14 protein-coding genes, 1 pseudogene and 1 other annotated feature are annotated in these 16,966 nt (G+C 59.8%); of the genes and pseudogenes, 7 read left to right on the top strand and 8 right to left on the bottom strand.

What is annotated here, in order from left to right; all coding sequences use genetic code 11:
- Positions 1–5 precede the first annotated feature (5 nt).
- The 3 genes from LGL98_RS14720 to LGL98_RS14710 are packed head-to-tail and all read left to right on the top strand — an operon-like array spanning position 6 to position 3,681.
- A complete protein-coding gene (locus LGL98_RS14720; protein ID WP_136034910.1) occupies positions 6–1,316 on the top strand; it encodes an MFS transporter in 1,311 nt (436 codons plus the stop codon).
- A 14-nt stretch (positions 1,317–1,330) separates the two neighbouring features.
- Positions 1,331–2,419 carry a tartrate dehydrogenase gene (locus tag LGL98_RS14715; RefSeq protein WP_136034908.1) on the top strand — a complete coding sequence of 363 codons (1,089 nt, stop codon included), beginning with the start codon at positions 1,331–1,333 and terminating at the stop codon, positions 2,417–2,419.
- 2 nt (positions 2,420–2,421) lie between these two features.
- Positions 2,422–3,681: a glycerate kinase type-2 family protein gene (locus LGL98_RS14710; RefSeq protein WP_087806005.1), complete on the top strand. Its 1,260-nt coding sequence runs from the start codon at positions 2,422–2,424 to the stop codon at positions 3,679–3,681.
- A gap of 215 nt (positions 3,682–3,896) precedes the next feature.
- Here the strand turns inward: LGL98_RS14710 and trpA are convergent, their stop codons facing one another.
- From trpA to LGL98_RS14685, 5 genes are read right to left on the bottom strand one after another with little or no spacing between them, the layout of a single operon-like run.
- A complete protein-coding gene (gene trpA, locus LGL98_RS14705; protein WP_087806003.1) occupies positions 3,897–4,706 on the bottom strand; it encodes a tryptophan synthase subunit alpha in 810 nt (269 codons plus the stop codon).
- On the bottom strand, positions 4,706–5,899 hold the full coding sequence (trpB, locus tag LGL98_RS14700; protein WP_002901730.1) for a tryptophan synthase subunit beta: 1,194 nt from the start codon (positions 5,897–5,899) through the stop codon (positions 4,706–4,708). The genes trpA and trpB overlap by 1 nt, the downstream gene beginning before the upstream one ends.
- 9 nt (positions 5,900–5,908) lie before the next feature.
- Complete coding sequence (gene trpCF / locus LGL98_RS14695) at positions 5,909–7,267, bottom strand: bifunctional indole-3-glycerol-phosphate synthase TrpC/phosphoribosylanthranilate isomerase TrpF (RefSeq protein ID WP_136034906.1); 1,359 nt, start codon at positions 7,265–7,267, stop codon at positions 5,909–5,911.
- Positions 7,268–7,270: 3 nt separating this feature from the next.
- Positions 7,271–8,866, bottom strand: coding sequence for a bifunctional anthranilate synthase glutamate amidotransferase component TrpG/anthranilate phosphoribosyltransferase TrpD (gene trpD / locus LGL98_RS14690; protein WP_040224047.1), 1,596 nt, complete (start codon positions 8,864–8,866; stop codon positions 7,271–7,273).
- Complete coding sequence (locus LGL98_RS14685; protein ID WP_136034904.1) at positions 8,866–10,428, bottom strand: anthranilate synthase component 1; 1,563 nt, start codon at positions 10,426–10,428, stop codon at positions 8,866–8,868. The genes trpD and LGL98_RS14685 overlap by 1 nt, the downstream gene beginning before the upstream one ends.
- 33 nt (positions 10,429–10,461) lie before the next feature.
- Positions 10,462–10,557, bottom strand: a sequence feature (Trp leader region).
- A gap of 159 nt (positions 10,558–10,716) precedes the next feature.
- Here LGL98_RS14685 and rnm point away from each other — a divergent pair.
- On the top strand, positions 10,717–11,580 hold the full coding sequence (gene rnm, locus LGL98_RS14680; RefSeq protein WP_136034902.1) for an RNase RNM: 864 nt from the start codon (positions 10,717–10,719) through the stop codon (positions 11,578–11,580).
- Positions 11,581–11,596: 16 nt separating this feature from the next.
- Complete coding sequence (locus LGL98_RS14675; protein WP_008807778.1) at positions 11,597–12,217, top strand: L-threonylcarbamoyladenylate synthase; 621 nt, start codon at positions 11,597–11,599, stop codon at positions 12,215–12,217.
- A gap of 21 nt (positions 12,218–12,238) precedes the next feature.
- On the opposite strand, the gene LGL98_RS14670 is transcribed toward LGL98_RS14675, so the two are convergent.
- Complete coding sequence (locus LGL98_RS14670) at positions 12,239–13,147, bottom strand: DMT family transporter (RefSeq protein WP_136034900.1); 909 nt, start codon at positions 13,145–13,147, stop codon at positions 12,239–12,241.
- Positions 13,148–13,258: 111 nt separating this feature from the next.
- Here LGL98_RS14670 and gcvA point away from each other — a divergent pair.
- Positions 13,259–14,154, top strand: a pseudogene (gene gcvA, locus LGL98_RS14665) (transcriptional regulator GcvA).
- Positions 14,155–14,435: 281 nt separating this feature from the next.
- Positions 14,436–15,338, top strand: a complete 903-nt coding sequence (gene rluB / locus LGL98_RS14660; protein WP_002901746.1) for a 23S rRNA pseudouridine(2605) synthase RluB — start codon at positions 14,436–14,438, stop codon at positions 15,336–15,338.
- A gap of 60 nt (positions 15,339–15,398) precedes the next feature.
- On the opposite strand, the gene cobO is transcribed toward rluB, so the two are convergent.
- Together cobO and LGL98_RS14650 are read right to left on the bottom strand one after the other, a co-directional pair.
- A complete protein-coding gene (cobO, locus tag LGL98_RS14655) occupies positions 15,399–15,989 on the bottom strand; it encodes a cob(I)yrinic acid a,c-diamide adenosyltransferase (RefSeq protein ID WP_002901749.1) in 591 nt (196 codons plus the stop codon).
- Positions 15,986–16,747, bottom strand: a complete 762-nt coding sequence (locus tag LGL98_RS14650; RefSeq protein WP_136034896.1) for a YciK family oxidoreductase — start codon at positions 16,745–16,747, stop codon at positions 15,986–15,988. Before LGL98_RS14650 ends, cobO begins: the two co-directional genes overlap by 4 nt.
- Between the last annotated feature and the right edge of the window lie 219 nt (positions 16,748–16,966).

Here is a 16,966-nt window from a genome sequence, read left to right as displayed (position 1 = left end):
CCGTCATGAAAAACGACCTCGAAAAGAAGGTGATGCGTAAGGTTACCCTGCGCATTATTCCTTTCATCATGCTGCTGTACTTCATTGCCTTCCTTGACCGCGTCAATATTGGCTTTGCCGCCCTGACCATGAATCAGGATCTGGGATTTTCACCCACTGTTTTTGGGCTGGGCGCCGGCATTTTCTTCTTGGGTTACTTTCTGTTTGAGGTACCGTCAAACTTAATTCTCCATAAAGTGGGCGCCCGCATCTGGATCGCCCGCGTCATGATCACCTGGGGATTCGTCTCGGGCTGCATGGCTTTTGTGCAGGGCACGACGAGCTTCTACATTCTGCGTTTTCTGCTCGGTGTGGCGGAAGCCGGTTTCTTCCCGGGGATCATTCTCTATCTCAGCTACTGGTTTCCTGCCGCCAGGCGTGCGCAGGTCACTGCCATCTTTATGGCCGCAGCCCCCCTGTCGACAGCACTGGGATCGCCCATTTCGGCCGCACTGCTCGAGATGCATGGCTTCCTCGGCTACGCCGGCTGGCAGTGGATGTTTGTACTGGAAGCGTTCCCGGCGCTGGTGCTCGGTGTTGTGGTTCTGTTCTTCCTGACGGATCGTCCGGCCAAAGCCAAATGGCTAACTGATCAAGAGCGTGCCTGGCTGGAAAACGCCATGCAAGACGAGGAGCGGGCACGGGCGGCAAAACAGAGCCATTCCAGTGCATGGCGAGGGCTAGCGGATATACGCGTCCTGGCGCTGGCGCTGGTCTATTTCGGAACCTCAGCCGGGCTGTATACGCTTGGCATCTGGTCCCCGCAAATCATTCGCAGTTTCGGTGCTTCTTCGCTGGAGATTGGTTTCCTGAACGCCTTTCCGGCGGTGATCGGCGTCATCGCCATGATCCTCTGGGCGCGTCATTCCGATCGAACCAAAGAGCGCAGCTGGCATGTCATTGGCGCCTGCCTGCTGGCGGCAGCCGGGCTGATATACGCCGGTAACGTCAACACATTGTTTACCGTAATGGTTGCCTTAACGCTGGTCACCGTGGGGATTAGCGCATCAAAACCCCCGCTGTGGAGCATGCCAACCCTGTTCCTCAGCGGCCCGGCTGCGGCCGCTGGCATTGCCGCTATCAACTCCATCGGCAATCTCGGTGGTTTCGTCGGGCCGATGATGATTGGCGTGATCCGCGAGCAAACCGGTAGCTACAGCTGGGGCCTGTACTTTGTCGCCGGATTGCTGGCGCTCTCGGCCCTCGTGGTCGTGATTCTCTCTGCCAGAGCGAACAAATCGCCGACAGCAGAGCTTCCACATCCTCATACTCATTAACTGGAGAAATAACGATGCGTCACTACAAAATTGCTGCTATCCCTGCGGACGGTATCGGACCGGAAGTCATTTCGGCAGGTATTGAAGTCTTGCACGCGCTGACGCGCCACGATCCGCAACTGAAATTTGATGTAGAAACCTTTGACTGGGGGTCAGACTATTACAAAAAACATGGCGTGATGATGCCGGAAGAAGGGCTGAACACGCTGAAAGCATTCGATGCCATTTACTTCGGCGCGGTGGGCGCGCCGGATGTCCCTGATCACATCACCCTCTGGGGCCTGCGCCTGCCGATTTGCCAGGGCTTTGACCAGTACGCCAATGTGCGACCCACCAAAATTCTGCCGGGCGTCACTTCACCGCTGCGCAACCGCGGGTCGGGCGATCTTGACTGGGTCATCGTGCGTGAAAACTCCGAAGGTGAATATTCTGGTAACGGCGGCCGTGCGCACCGCGGTTTACCTGAAGAAGTCGGTACCGAAGTGGCAATCTTCACCCGTGTTGGGGTGACGCGCATTATGCGCTATGCCTTCAGACTGGCGCAGTCTCGTCCACGTAAACTGCTGACCGTGGTGACCAAATCCAACGCCCAGCGCCATGGTATGGTGATGTGGGATGAGATTGCCGCCGAAGTGGCGCAGGAATTCCCGGATGTGCAGTGGGACAAAATGTTAGTCGATGCCATGACACACCGTATGACGTTGCACCCCCAGACCCTGGATACCATCGTTGCCACCAATCTGCACGCCGATATCCTTTCCGACCTGGCCGGCGCGCTGGCGGGTAGCCTGGGCGTAGCGCCGACGGCGAATATTGATCCTGAACGCCGCTTCCCTTCCATGTTCGAACCGATCCATGGTTCCGCATTCGATATCACCGGCAAAGGGATTGCGAACCCCATCGCTACGTTCTGGACCGCAGTACAGATGCTTGAACATTTGGGCGAACGCCATGCCGCTGCGCTGATTATGGAGAGCATTGAGCATGTATGTGAAAAAGGCATTCTGACGCCAGATGTCGGTGGCTCAGCCAATACCGCGGAGGTGACACGCGCCGTGGTGCACTACATTGATGCCAAAGCTAACATTGCCGAGACTGCATAACCATGAATAACGAACAGGCTGCAGAGATCCTGCAGGATATTTTTCAACATGCGGTCAACAGCGCCCGCGCCGGGCCGGTGACCCTGGCTAATCTGCCGGAAAAACCTCGCGGCCGTTGTGTGGTGATCGGTGCGGGTAAAGCGTCCGCGGCAATGGCGGCTGCCGTGGATGCGGCCTGGCCGGATGTGGCGGTGTCGGGCGTGGTGGTGACGCGTTACGGTTACGCGGTTCCTGCGGGCCGCATCCGCATTATTGAGGCGGCACATCCCGTATCAGATGCCATGAGCGAGGTTGCCGCAATGCTGATTGTGGAGACGCTGCGCGGTTTAACTGCTGATGATCTGGTGCTGGCCTTGATTTCAGGAGGAGGATCGGCGCTGATGGCGCTGCCCGCCCCGGGGTTAACGCTGGCAGATAAGCAGACCATCACCCGGGCCCTGCTCCATAGCGGGGCCAGCATCAAAGAGATGAATCTGGTACGTCGTCATCTCTCAGCGGTGAAAGGCGGAAAGCTGGCGACCATGGCGCAACCGGCGCGCATCGTATCACTGATTATCAGCGATGTGCCTGGCGATGATCCGACGGACGTAGCGTCTGGCCCTACCGTTGCCGATAACAGCGCACCACGTGATGCGCTCCGGGTACTGCAGCGGTATGGCATTGCGATCCCGAAGTCCGTTAGCGAACGGCTAAACCAGCCGGCCGGCCCGGTGGAAAACGCCGCGACAGGCGAGGTCAGGCTTATCGCCACGCCAGCGATGGCGTTAGCGGCGGCGGCTCTGGCCGCACGACAACATGGACTCACCCCTCTTATTTTGGGGGATGCGATAGAAGGTGAAAGCAGGGAAGTGGCGGTGGTCATGGCCGGTATGGCGAAATCGGCGAAGCAGTATGGTCACCCGGTTTCTGGGCCTGCTGTACTGTTGTCAGGTGGCGAAACCACGGTGACAGTAAACCACACTCAGCCTGGAAAAGGGGGGCGCAATACCGAGTTTTTACTCAGTCTGGCCTGTGCGCTACAGGGGGAACACGGTATCTGGGCCATGGCGGGAGACAGCGATGGTATTGATGGCACAGAAGATGCCGCAGGCGCGATAGTCTTCCCGGACACCCTTGCGCGCGGCAAGCTGAGCGGTCTTAACGCAGTGCAATATCTGGATGGCCATGATAGTTACTGCTATTTTCATGCGCTTAATGATTTGCTGATCACCGGCCCGACGTTAACCAACGTCAATGATATTCGGGCAATATTGATTGCCTGACCGTATCGCTCTCCTGTGCCAGGGAGAGCGATATTTTCCCTTCCAATATTGTTCAAATCTTCGGTATCCGCCCGCCATCCCTTTCCACGCTAAAGCGCATCGCCTGGCGTCGAGGTGCCGAGCATCGGTCCGTCTGATGTGCTGGCGTGCAAGATGACATGGGGGGAGGTAACGCGAGGAAATCGCCGCCTGGCGCGATGCCAGGCGGCTGATGGTCAGGCGGTTTTGGTCGCCGCCTTCAGACTCTGGACGAAGGCTTTCAGTTCGTCGAGCATGATCTGCGGCTCATCGAGGTGGCGTTCGATGATTTTGACGATGGCGGAACCGGAGATAGCCCCGGCGGCCCCGGCGTCAATGGCGGCGCTCACCTGCTCCGGCGCGGAGATACCAAAGCCCTGCAGCGGCGGTGCGGCGTGATATTCCGCCAGCTTCTCCACCAGGTGGTGCAGCGGTAGCGCGGCGCGATTTTCCGCACCCGTCACCCCGGCACGCGACAGCAGATAGGTGTAGCCGCGGCCATAAGAGGCAATCTGGCGCAGTAAATCGTCATCCGCATTGGGCGGGCAGATGAAAATCGGCGCGATATTATGACGCATCGCCGCCTGGCGGAACGGGGCGGACTCTTCCACCGGCACGTCGGCCACCAGCACCGAGTCGACGCCGACGCGTTCGCACTGGGCATAGAACGCATCGATGCCCGGGCTGAAGACAAGATTGGCGTACATCAGCAGGCCGATTGGGATGGTTGGATGCTTCTGGCGGATCGCCGCCAGCATCTCAAAGCACTGCGCCGGGGTTACCCCCGCGGCGAAGGCGCGCAGGGCCGCGCCCTGGATGGTCGGGCCGTCCGCCAGCGGGTCGGAGAAAGGGATCCCCAGCTCAAGGGCATCGGCGCCGCCTTCGATCAGCGCATCGATAATTTTCAGCGACTGCTCCGGTCCCGGATCGCCAAGGGTGACAAAGGGAACGAAGGCGCCTTCCTGGCGATTTTTCAGTTGGGCAAACAGCGTTTCATAGCGTTCCATCAGATTTCCCCTCGCGCTTTCAGGATGTCATGTACGGTGAAAATGTCTTTGTCGCCGCGGCCGGAGAGGTTAACCACCAGCAGCTGTTCTTTTTCGGGGTTCTCGCGCATCATCTTCAGCGCGTGGGCCAGAGCGTGAGAGGACTCCAGCGCCGGGATGATCCCTTCGTGGCGCGAGAGCGCTTTAAACGCGTCCAGCGCTTCGTCGTCGGTGATCGACACATAGTCGGCGCGACCGGTGCTGTTCAGAAACGCGTGCTGCGGCCCAACGGACGGGAAGTCCAGCCCGGCGGAAATGGAGTAAGATTCCTCGATCTGGCCGTCGGCGGTCTGCATCATCGGCGACTTCATGCCGAAGTAGATCCCCACGCGGCCATGCTTCAGCGGCGCGCCATGTTCCCCGCTTTCGATACCGTGCCCGGCCGGTTCCACGCCGATCAGGCCGACGTTGGTTTCCTCGATAAAATCAGCAAACATGCCGATGGCGTTTGACCCGCCGCCGACGCAGGCGATCACCGCGTCCGGCAGGCGGCCCTCTTTTTCGAGGATCTGCGCTTTGGTTTCTTCGCCAATCATGCGCTGGAATTCACGCACAATGGTCGGGAACGGGTGCGGACCGGCAGCGGTGCCCAGCATATAGTGCGCCTTTTCGTAGCTGCCGGACCAGTCGCGCAGCGCCTCGTTACAGGCATCTTTCAGCGTGGCGGAGCCGCTGTGCACCGGGATCACCTCGGCACCCATCAGGCGCATACGGAAGACGTTCGGCGACTGGCGCTCGACGTCCTTGGCGCCCATGTAGATACGGCATTTCAGGCCGAGCAGGGCGCTGGCCAGCGCTGAGGCGACGCCGTGCTGGCCGGCGCCGGTCTCGGCGATAATCTCGGTTTTGCCCATCCGTTTGGCCAGCAGAGCCTGGCCCAGCACCTGGTTGGTTTTGTGCGCGCCGCCGTGCAGCAGATCTTCGCGTTTCAGGTACAGGGTGGTGCGGGTGCCTTCGGTCAGATTCCGGCATTTGGTCAGGGCCGTCGGACGACCGGCGTAGTTTTTCAGCAGGTCGGTGAATTCCGCCTGAAAGGCCGGGTCCTTCTGCGCGCTGACAAAGGCTTCTTCCAGCTGGCGCAGGGCGGGCATCAGGATCTGCGGCACATACATGCCGCCGAATTCGCCGAAGTAGGGGTTCAGTAAAGTGCTCATTATTGCTCCTTAATATGCGCGCAGCGTCTGGAATACGGAGGCCAGCTTGCTGGCGTCTTTTATCCCGGGTTGCGACTCTACGCCTGAATTGAAATCGAGTCCGGCACAGCCGCTTTTGGCCGCTTCCACACAGTTATCCGCCCCCAGGCCGCCCGCCAGCATGACGTTGCGCAGATCCTGGCCCTGCAGCAGGCTCCAGTCAAAGCGCTGGCCGCTGCCGCCCTGGCCGTTGTCGAGCAGGTATTTGTCGACATGGCGGAGCGTACGGGCCGGGAAGGTTTCGCCGACGCTCAGCGCTTTCCAGATGCGGACGTTGTCCGCGAGGGCGTCGCGCAGCGCGTCGATATAGGCCTGGTCTTCATCACCGTGCAGCTGTACGGCGGCCAGCCCCAGAGCCTGGGCGCGGGCGACCACCTCGTCCAGCGGCGCATTGCGAAACACGCCGACGTACTGCAACGGCGCAGCGGCGATCACCGCTTTGGCCTGGGCGTCATTCACCGCCCGCGGCGAAGTCGGGACGAAAATCAGGCCACCGTAGATGGCGCCGGACTCCCAGGCCACCTGGGCATCCTGCGGGCGCGTCAGGCCGCACACTTTGTTCTCGCCGAGCAGCACGCGTTTAACCGCTGCTTCCAGATCAGCCTGTTCCATCAGGGCGGAGCCGATCAGGAAGCCGTTGGCGAAGTGGCTCAGCTCGCGCACTTCAGCATAGGTATGGATGCCGGATTCGCTGATCACCGTGACATCCGGGCCGAGACGCGCCGCCAGCTGACGGGTGCGGTTAAGGTCAATCGACATATCGCGCAGGTCGCGGTTGTTAATGCCCACCACCTTCGCCTTCAGGGCGATGGCGCGCTCCAGCTCCTCTTCATTGCTGACTTCGGTCAGCACGCCCATATTCAGGCTGTGCGCCACCGCGGAGAGCTGGCGATATTGTTCATCGTCGAGCACCGAGAGCATCAGCAGGCAGGCGTCGGCCTGATAGTAGCGCGCCAGGTAAATCTGGTAAGGGTCGATGGTGAAGTCCTTACACAGGATCGGCTGCGGCGCGACCTTGCTGACGATCGGCAGAAAATCGAAACTGCCCTGGAAATATTTCTCATCACACAGCACCGAGATCGCCGAGGCGTAGTGCTTGTAGATACTGGCGATCGCTGCCGGATCGAAATCCTCGCGAATCAACCCCTTCGACGGCGAGGCCTTTTTGCACTCGAGAATAAACGCGGTGCGGGTGCCAGCCAGTGCGTCATAGAAATTGCGCTGCGTCGGAACGACCTCATTCTGAAAACTGGCTAACGGTTGTTGTTGTTTGCGGGCTTCCACCCAAATCGCTTTGTCGGCAACGATTTTTGCTAAAACGGTTTGCATTCTTTACCCTCTTGCCGCTAAGGCGGTCACTCTGTCATAGGCCGCGCCGCTGTGCAGCACATCCAGTACCTGCTGAGCGTTAGCTTTCAGATCTTCATGCCCGTGTAAACGCATCAACATGGCGACGTTGGCGGCGACGGCGGCTTCGTGAGCGGCTTCACCTTTACCTTGTAGCAAGCGCGTCAGAATGTCACGGTTTTCTTCCGGGGTGCCGCCCGCCAGCTGCGCCTGATGGTAAGGCGTCAGGCCGAAGTCGTCGGCGGTTAGCTGATAGCTTTTAATTTCCCCGTTATGCAGTTCGGCCACCACCGTAGGCGCATGCAGCGAGACTTCATCCATCCCACCGCTGTGCACCACCGCCGCGCGCTGATAACCCAGCACGCGCAGGGTCTCGGCGATCGGCAGCACCAGTTCCGGGCTGTAGACGCCAATCAGCGCCAGCGGCGGATGCGCCGGGTTGATCAGCGGCCCCAGCACGTTGAACAGGGTGCGGGTCTTCAGCTGCTGGCGGACCGGCATCGCATGGCGGAAACCAGTGTGGTATTTCGGCGCGAACAGGAAGCACACCCCCAGCTCATCGAGCGCGGCGCGGGATTTATCGGCGTTCATATCGAGATTAATGCCGAAGGCCGCCAGCAGGTCAGAAGAGCCTGATTTACTGGAGACGCTGCGGTTGCCGTGTTTTGCCACTTTTAACCCGCAGGCGGCAGCGACAAAGGCGCTGGCGGTGGAGATATTGATGCTGTTGCTGCCGTCGCCACCGGTGCCGACGATATCGGCAAACAGGTAGTCCGGGCGCGGGAACGGCGCGGCGTTTTCCAGCAGCGCGGTGGCGGCGCCGGCAATTTCCTGCGGCTGCTCGCCGCGCACTTTCATACTGACCAGCGCGGCGGCCAGTTGCTCAGGCTTCACTTCGCCGCGCACGACGGCGGAGAACAGCTGGTGGCTCTCCTGCTGGCTCAGGGTTTCCGCCTGGTACAGCTTCTCGAGGATCGGCTGGAGGGTGTTGGTATGCTCCAGCTTCTGCAGCGCCCAGGCCAGAGTCTGCTCCAGCAGTCGCGCGCCCTGAGTGGTGAGGATCGATTCCGGGTGGAACTGGAAGCCGCACACCCGATCCGCATCGTGACGCACGGCCATCACCATACCGTTGAAATTGGCATTAATCGTCAGCCCGGCGGGTATATTGCTGCCGACCAGCGAGTGATAGCGCGCGACCGGTAGCGGGTTAGCCAGACCGGCAAACATCGCCAGGCCGTCGTGCTCAATGCTGGAGGCTTTGCCATGGAGGATCTCGCCCGCCTGGCCGACATAGCCGCCGTAGGCTTCGACAATGGCCTGGTGGCCGAGGCAGATGCCGATGATCGGCAGCTTGCCGCGCATACGGGTCAGCAGTTCCGGCATGCAGCCAGCTTCGCTCGGCGTACCCGGGCCCGGGGAGAGCATCAGCACCGGGTTGTCCATGGTGCCCAGACGCTCAATCAGCGCCTGAGCCGGGACGGAGTTGCGATAAATCACTACGTTATGGCCGTTGGCCCGCAGCTGGTCTGCCAGGTTATAGGTAAAGGAATCGATATTATCGAGCAGCAGAATGTCAGCCATCAGAAAATCTCCTTCGCGTGATGGGCCTGGGCAATGGCGCGCAGCACCGCGCGGGCTTTATTTCGGGTCTCATCCGCTTCCGACTGGGGAACCGAGTCGAGCACAATGCCGGCGCCGGCCTGGACGGTAGCGATACCCTCCTGAACATAGGCGGAACGGATGACGATGCAGGTGTCGAGGTCGCCGTGGGCGGTGAAATAGCCCACCGCGCCGCCGTAGCTGCCGCGGCGTTTACCTTCGGCGGCGGCAATCAGCTGCATGGCGCGGACCTTCGGTGCGCCGCTGAGGGTGCCCATATTCATGCAGGCGCGATAGGCGTGGAGGACGTCGAGATCCTGACGCAATTCGCCTACTACACGGGAGACCAGATGCATCACGAAGGAGTAGCGGTCAACCTTGGTTAAATCGGCGACATAGCGGCTGCCCGGGGTGCAGATGCGCGCCAGGTCATTACGCGCCAGGTCCACCAGCATCAGGTGTTCGGAAAGCTCTTTATGGTCGGTGCGCATTTCCAGCTCGATGCGGCTGTCGAGATCGCGATCCAGCGAGCCGTCGGCGCGGCGGCCGCGTGGCCGCGTGCCGGCGATGGGGTAGATCTCAATCTGACGGCTAACGGCATCATACTTCAGCGAGCTTTCCGGCGAGGCGCCGAACAGGGTGAAATCATTGTCCTGCATAAAGAACATGTACGGGCTGGGGTTGCTCTTCTTCAGCACATCATAAGCGGCCAGCGGCGACGGGCAGGGCAGCGAGAAGCGGCGGGACGGGACTACCTGAAAGATTTCCCCGGCGCGGATCGCACGCTGCATTTTACGCACCACCGCGCCGTACTCTTCATCGCTCTGGTCGACGTCGCAGCGCATTTCGGCCACGGTGGTGACCGGTAGCGGCGCCGGCGGCTCGTTCAGCTGCTGACGCAGCTGGCTCAGGCGCTGCTCCAGGCGCTGTTTTTCACTCTCCAGCGGGGTGAAGAGGCTGGCCTGAATGCGGGTATGCTTGGTCTGATGGTCAATGACCAGCAGGGTCTCCGCCAGATAGAAGCAGTAGTCCGGGCAGGCGGTGTCGCTTTGCAACTGCGGGAGATCTTCAAAACCGGCCACCAGGTCATAGGCGAACAGGCCGCCGAAGAACATCGCTTCACGCTCGTTGGCGGGGACGGTCACCAGCTCCTGCAGGAGACGGAAGGCGTCAAACACCGACAGCGAGCAGAGACGCGCGTCTTCATCGAGCAGGGTGCTGACCGCGGGGAAGGTCAGGATGCGGCCGTTGGGCTGGCGCTGATTGGCGATCCCGGAGGGCAGCGCGCCGTCCAGCAGTTCCAGCAGCGCGGCGCCGTTAGCGGAAAGTGCCTGAATAGTGACAGTGTCACCAAGAGCGGTGATGCGCAGCGCGCTGTCGACCAGCAGCAGGCTTTTTAAGTCATCTTTGCTGTCGATGTCAGCGGATTCCAGCAGCAGCGTAGCCGGACGGGCGCCGCACAGTTGGTGGAATAACGCCGTCGGGTTCTCCCGGTAGATGGCGTCGCTGGTGAGAAGCTCGAGTGCCGGTTTAGATGTTTGCATTATGGTTCTCGCCTGTTCGTATTATTTTTGTCCAATAAAAAGCCCGCTCATTGGCGGGCCGGGTATCTGTATGCTAAATGCAAAACGCGATCACGCCGCCCGTTGTCAGGAGGTGCGCCACCAGCTGTGCAGAGTGATAACGTGCTTTTTCATCGTGATACCCCTTCATGTGAACTTGCGTACTAGTTAACTAGTTCGATGGAATAAAGTCAACCCTTGTTTGCAGATTTTCTCTGCCTGTCGGTATGATAATGCGCTTATTTACCTTGATGTCCAGCAGGAGTCCTTTTGAGCGACAGCCAATACGCAGTGATTTACGATCTGCACAGCCACACCACCGCCTCTGATGGGCGGCTGACTCCGCAGGAACTGGTCCATCGCGCCCATGAGATGCGCGTTGGTACGCTGGCGATCACCGACCATGACAGCGTGGCGGCGATCCCGGCCGCCCGGGAAGAGATCGCCCGCGCCGGATTACCCTTAACGCTGGTGAACGGCGTCGAGATTTCGACGCTCTGGGAGAATCACGAAATACATATCGTGGGTCTGAATATTGATATTGCGCACCCGACGATGACCGCCCTGCTGGAGGAGCAGAAAGCGCGGCGCCAGCAGCGCGGTCAGATGATTGCCGAGCGTCTGGAGAAGGCGCGGATCCCTGGGGCCTGGGAAGGTGCGCTGCGCCTGGCGGACGGTGGCGCCGTCACCCGCGGCCATTTTGCCCGTTTTCTGGTAGAGGCTGGCCATGCGAAAAACATGGCGGAAGTCTTCAAAAAATACCTTGCTCGTGGGAAAACCGGTTACGTGCCGCCGCAGTGGTGTACAATAAAACAAGCGATTGATGTCATTCATCATTCTGGCGGCAAGGCGGTGATAGCCCATCCCGGGCGCTACGATCTCTCCGCCAAGTGGCTGAAGCGGCTGTTGGCCCACTTTAGCGAGCAGGGCGGTGACGCCATGGAAGTGGCCCAGTGTCAGCAGGCGCCCCATGAGCGTGCCCAGCTGGCCGCCCTGGCCGTGCAGTTTGGTCTTCTGGCGTCGCAGGGTTCCGATTTTCATCAGCCCTGCGCGTGGATCGAGCTTGGCCGTAAGCTCTGGCTCCCTGCCGGCGTGGAAGGTGTCTGGCACAGCTGGGAAGCGGCCGCCGAATAAAAATTGAGAGGGAAGTATGAGCCAGTTTTTTTATATCCATCCGGATAACCCGCAGGCGCGGTTGATTAATCAGGCGGTGGAGATTGTGCGTAAGGGCGGGGTGATCGTTTATCCGACCGACTCCGGCTACGCGCTGGGCTGCAAAATTGAAGACAAGGGCGCGATGGAGCGGATCTGCCGCATTCGTCAGCTGCCGGACGGCCACAACTTCACCCTGATGTGCCGTGATCTTTCCGAGCTGTCGACCTATGCCTTTGTCGACAACGTGGCGTTTCGCCTGATGAAAAACAACACCCCGGGCAACTACACCTTTATCCTTAAGGGGACTAAAGAAGTGCCGCGCCGGCTGCTGCAGGAGAAGCGTAAAACCATCGGCATGCGCGTCCCGTCTAACCCTATTGCTCAGGCGCTGCTTGAGACTTTAGGCGAACCGATGCTCTCCACGTCGCTGATGCTGCCCGGCAGCGACTTTACCGAGTCCGATCCGGAAGAGATCAAAGATCGTCTGGAGAAAGTCGTGGACCTCATCATTCACGGCGGTTTCCTTGGACAGCAGCCGACCACGGTTATCGACCTGACGGAAGATACCCCGGTGGTGCTGCGCGAAGGCGTCGGCGACGTGAAGCCGTTTCTCTAAGACTAACTGCCGGGCGGGGCATCATGCGCCGTCCGGTATCCCGCGTTTTTTCCCCGACGGCACGACAATCATCCATAGCGCTACACAGACCAGCAGCGCGCCGAGAATCAGTCCTTCCTCCACGGTCTCTCCGAGGCACAGATAGCCCCACAGCGCCGCAAAAGGTGGGATCAAAAAGGTCACCGACAGCGAACGCAGCGGTCCTATATCAGCAATCAGGCGGAAATAGAGAATATACCCTGCCGCCGTGCAGACCACGCCCAGCATGACTATCGCTATCCACGGCAGACTCTGCCGCCAGTCTACCGCTGGCCCATGCCAGCAGGACCAGAGAAAGAAAGGAAACAGAAACAGCGTGGCGCCGACCTGGCTACCCAGCGCGACGCGCTCCGCCTCAAGGCCGCCTCGCTGCTGGATCCAGCGGCGGGTCAGAAAGCCGGCCAGACCGTAACAGGCGGTCGCGGTCAGGCAGGCGCCTATCCCCGGCAGCAGCAGGGCGGCGCTAAGGCCAGATGTCGGGCGCGCGATCACCGCCACGCCAATGGCGCCCAGTATCGCGCCGCCACCTTTACGCACGGTTAACGGTTCTGCAAAGCATAACGCGCCGATCAGCACCCCCATCATCGGTGCCGTGGCGTTCAGTGTGGCAGAGTACCCTGCCGGCAGCCACTGCGCGGCCAGGCAGTACATCAGAAAAGGAAGGCCTGAATTAATGACCCCTAGCTGTAGAGTGAATATGAGTTTTCCCTGATAACCGCCCCATTTACCCTGCACGCCGAGTAACAGCCCGAGCGCGATAGCGGCGAACAGTACGCGAAGAAAAGCGCTGTTCATCGCCCCGAAGGCCGGGGTGGTGATGCGCATAAACAAAAAGCTGGCGCCCCAGAGAGCGGCGAGTAACAGCAGGCGGCCATAGTCGATAACACGCATGATTGACTCCTTGTAGTCACGAAGGAAATCAACTGTAGAACTCCCGTGCAGCGTCCGACAAACGCGTTATGCTTACATGATTAAGTTTTTCTTAACTGAGGTTCCATACCCATGAAACTCCCGCCGCTGAATGCGTTGCGTTGCTTTGAGGCGGCGGCACGGCTGCTCAGCCTGAAGCTGGCCGCCAGTGAGCTTTGCGTAACGCCCAGCGCCGTCAGTCAACAGATTGCCCGCCTGGAGGAAGCGCTAAATACCCCGCTTTTTATTCGTACTCCCCGACAGTTACAGTTAACGGCTGTGGGGGCGATCTACCTGCGGGCTATTCAGCCCGCGTTTCTCCAGATAGCCGCCGCCACCCAGCGCCTGCAGGTGCCCCCGGAGCCAGAAAAGGTGACTATCAGCTGTACCAGCGGCTTCGCCATTCAGTGGCTGCTGCCGCGGCTGGCTGATTTTGAACGACGCTATCCGCAGATAGAGATCCAGATCGGCACCACCAACCGGCGAGTGGATTTGCTGAGTGAAGGGATCGATTTTGCCGTACGTCATGGTGTTGGCGGCTGGCCGGAACTGCAGGCTTACCGCCTGCTGGATGACGATCTGATGCCGGTCTGTAGCCCACAGCTGATCGCTCCGCGCCGGACCCTCACCGAGGCGAGCGAACTTCTGCGCTTTCCTCTGCTGCATGATGAGCACCGTGAAGACTGGGCGCTGTGGTGCGAGGCCGTAGGGCTGGAGGCGCATTCCGCGCGGCGTGGGCCGGTGTTCATTGATTGCAACGGCGTGATGGAGGCGGCGTTTGCCGGTATGGGAATGGCATTACTGCGACGCTCATTCATAGAGGCTGCGCTGGCGCAGGGCCGGCTGATTGATCCTTTGGCGCAGCCCATCGCCTGTCCGCTGGCCTATCATCTGGTTTACCACGAGACCGCGCTGCTGGCGCCTGCTAATCGCTGTTTTCGCGACTGGCTGCTCAACCAGCCCCGGCCGTTGCTGAGCAGGGCGCGTAATGAGTGGGGCACGGTCCGGTAAAGACCCCTATGCGTGAATGCGCACAGGAGAATAAGGAAAATCTGTTCCATACTCAAGGCGCGGTGCGGCGAACAGAAGCTTTCCCGACGAAGTTAGTGTAGTATGTTCGGCCACGAATACGGGCTCGCGGTGAATGTGCTGAATGCGCCGACGAGACTTTACGTTAAAAGTATATAGGTAACAATGAGTTGTGCTTTTGGCCTCATTGTTTCATAAAGCATACCAGACGCCTGGGAAGGCGACACCTTAAGGAAGCTCAATGAGCGAGAAACTGCAAAAAGTGCTGGCCCGCGCCGGCCACGGCTCCCGCCGTGAAATTGAAGCGAAAATCGAAGCTGGCCGCGTCAGCGTCGACGGTAAAATCGCCACCCTCGGCGATCGTGTGGAAATCGTCCCCGGTTTAAAAATTCGTATCGATGGTCATCTGATCTCGGTGAAAGAGTCTGCCGAGCAGATCTGTCGCGTGCTGGCTTACTATAAGCCGGAAGGCGAGCTGTGTACCCGTAACGATCCGGAAGGGCGCCCGACGGTGTTTGATCGTCTGCCTAAACTGCGCGGCGCGCGCTGGATTGCCGTTGGTCGTCTGGACGTGAACACCTGCGGCCTGCTGCTGTTCACTACCGATGGCGAACTGGCCAACCGCCTGATGCACCCGAGCCGTGAAGTCGAGCGTGAGTACGCCGTTCGCGTTTTCGGCCAGGTGGACGATGATAAACTGCGCCAGCTGTCGCGCGGCGTACAGTTAGAAGATGGTCCGGCAGCGTTTAAAACCATCAAATTCACCGGCGGTGAAGGGATTAACCAGTGGTACAACGTCACCCTGACCGAAGGGCGTAACCGCGAAGTGCGTCGTCTGTGGGAAGCGGTCGGCGTGCAGGTCAGCCGTCTTATCCGCGTGCGCTACGGCGATATTCTGCTGCCGAAAGGTCTGCCGCGCGGTGGCTATACCGAACTGGACCTGGCGCAGACCAACTACCTGCGCGAGCTGGTGGAGCTCACGCCGGAAACCAGCTCTAAGGTTGCCGTTGAGAAAGACCGTCGGCGGTTGAAAGCCAATCAGATCCGTCGGGCGGTGAAGCGTCACAGCCAGACCAGCGCTAATCCGCGCCAGGGTAACAACAGCAACCGTCGTTCCAGTACTCGCAATAAGACTAACGGTTAATATTATGTGTTCCGGTGGCTTGCCGCCGGAACGTGTACTTCCTTTCGCGCTATCAGGCCCTCAGTAGTCAATCCCCATCTGCGCTTTAATCCCGGCATCAAACGCATGCTTGACCGGGCGTAGTTCGCTGACTGTATCGGCCAGTTCAATAATATCGCGATGGCAGCCGCGGCCGGTGATGATCACCGACTGATGGGCAGGACGCTCACGCAGGGCGCTCAGCACCGACTCCAGCGGCAGGTAATCGTACGCCACCATGTAGGTCAGCTCGTCCAGCAGCACCAGATCGAGCTGATCGTCAGCGAGCATACGGCGGGCATGCTCCCAGACCGCCAGACAGGCGGCGGTGTCGCTGTCGCGATCCTGGGTGTTCCAGGTGAAGCCGGTGGCCATCACCTGAAATTCGACGCCGTGGGGTTCCAGCAAGTTGCGCTCGCCGTTAGGCCAGGTCCCCTTGATAAACTGGATCACGCCGACTTTTTTGCCGTGGCCGACGGCGCGGGTTGCGGTGCCAAAGGCGGCGGTGGTTTTACCTTTACCGTTGCCGGTAAAGACCATCACAATGCCGCGTTCGTCCTGGGCTGCCGCCACCCGGGCGTCAACTTTATCTTTCAGCCGCTGCTGGCGTTCGCGGTAGCGTTCATCACTCATTGGGCAATTCCTGGCTTACGGCCCGGTTGGGCGTCAAAGGTCATTCCCGTCTTGCGACGACTGTCGTCACCCATCAGCCACAGATAGACGGGCATAATGTCAGCGGGGGTTTTCAGTTTTAGCGGATCTTCCGTCGGGAATGCGCTGGCGCGCATCCCGGTGCGAGTGCCGCCGGGGTTGATACAATTTACTCGCAGGTGGCGGCTTTGATACTCGTCGGCCAGCACCTGCATCATGCCTTCGGTGGCGAATTTGGAAACGGCATAGGCGCCCCAGTTGGCGCGGCCCTGACGACCGACGCTGGAAGAGGTGAAGACCAGCGAGCCCGATTCCGAACGAAGTAATAAAGGAAGAAGCGCCTGGGTCAGCATAAAGGTGCCGTTGACGTTCACCTGCATCACCTGCTGCCAGACCTCCGGCTTCTGCTCGTCCATGGGGCAGATGTCGCCGAGCAGGCCGGCGTTGTGCAGCACGCCGTCAAGGCGGGGATAGTGCATGCTGATCTGCTGTGCCAGCTGCTGGCACGCCTGCGGCGTACAGGTGAGCAAGTCGAGGGTAAACCAGCGAGGGGGAATGCCGCCCTCGCGCTCAATCTCCTGGGCGACAATGCGCAGTTTATCGTCGTTGCGACCCAGCAGAATCACACTGGCGCTATAGCGGGCGTAGGTCAGGGCCGCTTCACGACCAATTCCGTCGCTGGCCCCGGTGACCAGAATGATGCGATCTTTCAGCAAGTGGCGTTGCGGTTGATAATGCACGGCGACTCCTTTGGCGATCGGCTGCCGATCGCGCTTCATCTTTGGTATCTCACTTTTGCGCTGTTATGCCTGAAAGCGTCCGCCATTGCAATCGGCGAAGCGGAAAGTATTCACAAAATTAATATCTTGCAACGATTTCAGTCTCGCTGAAAAAAAACTGGAATCGGCTACGCAGAGGACACAAAGCACAAAGACTTCTCGCCAGCGGCTGAGGTACAC

Origin of the sequence: Klebsiella africana, assembly GCF_020526085.1 — a bacterium.
GTDB lineage: Bacteria > Pseudomonadota > Gammaproteobacteria > Enterobacterales > Enterobacteriaceae > Klebsiella > Klebsiella africana.
Note: the sequence above shows the minus strand (reverse complement) of the source record. Positions and strands in the feature narration are given on the sequence as shown.